The 4,381-nt window shown below is 37.8% G+C and carries 5 protein-coding genes; all 5 read right to left on the bottom strand.

Annotated elements, in window-relative coordinates; genetic code table 11:
• The coding region (rpoB, locus tag WBQ70_RS12740; protein ID WP_423914860.1) for a DNA-directed RNA polymerase subunit beta at positions 1–2,039 on the bottom strand (2,039 nt) is incomplete at its 3' end.
• Between the two features lie 157 nt (positions 2,040–2,196).
• Entirely contained in the window at positions 2,197–2,571 is a 375-nt protein-coding gene (gene rplL, locus WBQ70_RS12735) for a 50S ribosomal protein L7/L12 (protein WP_316759378.1), read from the bottom strand.
• Positions 2,572–2,636: 65 nt separating this feature from the next.
• Complete coding sequence (gene rplJ / locus WBQ70_RS12730) at positions 2,637–3,158, bottom strand: 50S ribosomal protein L10 (RefSeq protein WP_231462586.1); 522 nt, start codon at positions 3,156–3,158, stop codon at positions 2,637–2,639.
• Between the two features lie 2 nt (positions 3,159–3,160).
• Entirely contained in the window at positions 3,161–3,859 is a 699-nt protein-coding gene (rplA, locus tag WBQ70_RS12725) for a 50S ribosomal protein L1 (protein ID WP_316759381.1), read from the bottom strand.
• A 20-nt stretch (positions 3,860–3,879) separates the two neighbouring features.
• Positions 3,880–4,323, bottom strand: coding sequence for a 50S ribosomal protein L11 (gene rplK / locus WBQ70_RS12720; protein WP_132529141.1), 444 nt, complete (start codon positions 4,321–4,323; stop codon positions 3,880–3,882).
• Positions 4,324–4,381 lie beyond the last annotated feature (58 nt).

Here is a 4,381-nt window from a genome sequence, read left to right as displayed (position 1 = left end):
TTGATCAATGTTCTTGAGTCACGAGCAACGCGACCTTCCAAACCTGTACCAACGATTGGTGCTTCAGGACGTAACAATGGTACGGCCTGACGTTGCATGTTCGATCCCATCAAAGCCCTGTTCGCATCATCATGTTCTAAGAACGGAATTAACGAAGCAGCAATTGAAGTAATCTGGTTAGGTGCAACGTCCATCAAGTCTAATTTCTCAGGCTCAATAATCGGGAAGTCACCCTCATAACGTGCTTTAACACGTGGTGTTGTAAATACCCCTTTATCATCATATTCCGCATTAGCCTGGGCGATGGTTTTACCATCTTCATCTTCAGCAGATAAATAAATAACATCTGAATCTACAACTACTTTACCTTCTTCAACACGTTTGTATGGTGTTTCAATGAAACCTAAATTATTGATTTTTGCATGCACACAAAGTGATGAAATTAAACCAATGTTTGGTCCCTCAGGAGTTTCAATAGTACATAAACGACCGTAGTGAGTATAGTGAACGTCACGTACCTCGAAACCAGCACGCTCACGTGATAAACCACCTGGGCCTAATGCTGATAAACGGCGTTTGTGTGTAATCTCTGCCAATGGATTCGTTTGATCCATGAACTGAGATAACTGATTTGTACCAAAGAAAGAGTTGATTACTGATGATAACGTACGAGCGTTAATCAAATCAGTTGGTGTAAACACCTCGTTATCGCGAATGTTCATACGCTCACGGATTGTTCTAGCCATACGAGCTAAACCAACGCCGAATTGTGCATATAACTGCTCACCTACCGTACGTACACGACGGTTTGATAAGTGGTCAATATCATCCACCTCTTCTTTAGAGTTGATCAATTTAATCAGGTATTTAACGATTGCAATAATATCCGCTTTTGTTAAAACCTTTACATCATCAGGTGTATTCATTTTCAACTTACGGTTGATGCGGTAACGACCAACATCTCCTAAATCGTAACGTTTATCCGAGAAGAATAAACGATCAATGATACCACGAGCAGTTTCCTCATCAGGTGGTTCTGCATTACGCAATGCACGATAGATGTTTTCAACAGCCTCTTTTTCTGAGTTTGATGTATCTTTTTGTAATGTATTATAAATAATGGTATAATCTGCCTGGCTAGCACCATCTTCCTTAGAAAGGATAATAGTTTTAACACCTGCTTCGATAACCATATCAATGTGTTCGTCTTCTAAAACGGTTTCTCTTTCAAGAATCACTTCATTACGGTCGATAGAAACTACCTCACCTGTATCTTCATCTACAAAATCTTCAACCCATTTCTTTAAAACTCTTGCTGCAAGTTTGCGACCGATATATTTCTTTAAACCTGATTTACTAACTTTTACTTCGTCAGCAAGATCAAAAAGTTCTAAGATATCTTTATCAGAATCGTAACCGATAGCACGCAATAAAGTGGTAACCGGGAATTTTTTCTTACGATCGATATACGCATACATTACGTTATTAACGTCTGTAGCAAACTCGATCCATGAACCTTTGAAAGGAATAACACGAGCAGAATACAATTTGGTTCCGTTTGTGTGACGGCTCTGGCCGAAGAACACACCTGGAGAACGGTGTAATTGCGAAACGATAACACGTTCTGCACCGTTGATAACAAATGTACCTTTTGGTGTCATATACGGGATAGTACCTAAATACACATCCTGAATAATGGTTTCAAAATCTTCATGTTCAACATCGTTACAAGAAAGCTTAAGCTTTGCTTTTAATGGAACATTGTAGGTTAATCCACGCTCAATACACTCGTGTATATCGTAACGTGGCGGATCAACAAAATAATCAAGAAACTCTAATACGAAGATATTTCTTGAATCTGTTATTGGAAAGTTTTCAGCAAACACTTTAAACAAACCTTCGCTAGAGCGATCGTCTGATGTGGTATCTATCTGGAAAAATTCTCTGAATGATTGCAATTGCACATCCAGAAAATCCGGATAGTCTATAATGTGCTTACTAGTTGCAAAATTTACTCTTTGTTCGACTGTCTTTGCCAATGGACTAAAAGATTTTAGTTTAAGAATAAACTATTTGTTTGGTTCGGGTTTGAAACATTCTCATTAACCAAGCAAAATGAGATGTTTATAAACAGGTAAAGACACCGACATTTTCAGTCGGTGTCTAATACATTTTTAGCTTAGCTAAATTAAGTGATTACTTAATTTCAACTACTGCTCCAGCTTCTTCTAATTGTTTTTTAAGAGCTTCTGCTTCGTCTTTAGCAACACCAGCTTTTAATTCTTTTGGTGCACCGTCAACTAAGTCTTTAGCTTCTTTCAAACCTAAACCAGTTAAGTCTTTAACAAGTTTTACAACTGCTAATTTCTGACCACCAGCTTCTTTTAAGATTACATCAAAAGATGTTTTTTCTGCAGCAGCAGCAGGTGCATCACCACCAGCAGGAGCAGCAACTACAGCAGCAGCTGCAGGCTCGATACCATACTCATCTTTTAAGATTTGAGCTAATTCATTAACTTCTTTTACTGTTAAGTTTACTAATTGCTCAGCAAACGCTTTTAAATCTGCCATTTTATTAAGATTTTAAAATTTACGTGTGTAATAATTTTGTTTAATTTGCGAACTTAAGGTGTTCGTTAACCTTCTCTCTCTTGTAGAGTTTTAACAATTCCTGCAATTTTGCCTCCGCTTGATTTAAGCGCAGATACAACATTTTTCGCTGGTGATTGTAATAATCCAATGATATCGCCAATAAGCTCTTCTCTCGATTTTAAGCTTACTAAGTTATTCAATTGATCATCACCAACGTATACTGATGAATCTATATATGCTGCTTTAAGCACTGGTTTATCAGAAGTTTTTCTCAAAGTTTTAATCAACTTAGCCGGAGCGTTAGCTGTTTTTGAGAATAATAATGATGAAGAACCTTTAAGGGCTTCGTATATCTCAGAAGCATCACCATCTAAACCTTCAATCGCTTTGCGAATTAAAGAGTTTTTAGCAACCTTCATTACGATATCACCTTCGAAACATTTGCGGCGGATGTTATTGATCTGCTCAACAGAAAGGCTAGATGTATCAGCAATATAAAAATTGCCAAACTCTTGCATTTGTCCTTGTAGTTCTAGAACTACTTCGTTTTTTTCTTCTCTGTTCATGATTAGATCCCCGCTACTGATTTAGTTTCAATTGCAATCCCAGGACTCATTGTAGAAGACACGTGAATGCTTTTAAAATAAGTTCCTTTTGCAGCAGAAGGTTTTAATTTAGAAATAACCTGAATAATTTCAAGTGCATTCTCATAAATTTTATCTGCTGGGAATGATACTTTTCCTATCGAGGCGTGTATGATACCCGTTTTGTCTACTTTAAAATCAATCTTACCTGCTTTAACCTCAGTTACAGCTTTACCAACTTCGTTAGTTACTGTACCTGATTTTGGGTTAGGCATTAAGTTCCTTGGACCTAAAACACGGCCCAATTTACCTACCTTAGCCATACAAGCTGGTGTAGTGATAATAATGTCTACATCGGTCCAACCACCTTCAATTTTAGCTACATACTCGTCTAAACCTACGAAGTCTGCGCCAGCCGCTCTTGCTTCTTCTTCCTTATCAGGAGTTACTAAAGCTAAAACACGTACAGTTTTACCTGTTCCGTGTGGTAAAGTAGCAATACCACGTACCATTTGATTGGCTTTACGCGGATCTACTCCTAAAGATACATCAATATCAACTGAAGCATCGAATTTAGTAGTAGTGATTTCTTTTACCAAAGCAGCCGCATCCTTTAAGGTATAAGCTTTACCAGCTTCTATCTTAGCATGTGCCTTTTTTTGATTTTTAGTTAATTTCGCCACTGTTGTAAACTGTTTTTTAATTAATTGTTCCAGGGTGCGTCACCAGAAACGGTGATTCCCATACTGCGTGCTGTTCCAGCAACCATACTCATTGCAGATTCGATTGTAAATGCATTTAAATCAGGCATTTTATCTTCTGCAATAACTTTAATCTGGTCCCAGGTCACCGACCCAACTTTCTTACGGTTAGGCTCAGCAGAACCACTCTGTAATTTAGTAGCATCTTTTAATTGGATAGCTACTGGAGGGGTTTTGATGATGAATTCGAATGACTTATCAGCATAAACAGTAATTACAACCGGCAATACTTTACCTGCTTTATCTTGGGTACGAGCGTTGTACTGTTTGCAAAACTCCATAATGTTCACCCCTTTAGCACCTAATGCAGGTCCTACTGGTGGCGATGGATTTGCCGCTCCGCCTTTGATCTGTAATTTGATCATTGCACTGACTTCTTTTGCCATTTTGTGTTTTTTGTTTATTTAAAACTCAATGTTAAATATTGGAAGCATGTAACATTTA

It is taken from the genome of Flavobacterium sp. (assembly GCF_049590715.1).
In the GTDB taxonomy this organism is placed as follows: domain Bacteria; phylum Bacteroidota; class Bacteroidia; order Flavobacteriales; family Flavobacteriaceae; genus Flavobacterium.
Note: the sequence above shows the minus strand (reverse complement) of the source record. Positions and strands in the feature narration are given on the sequence as shown.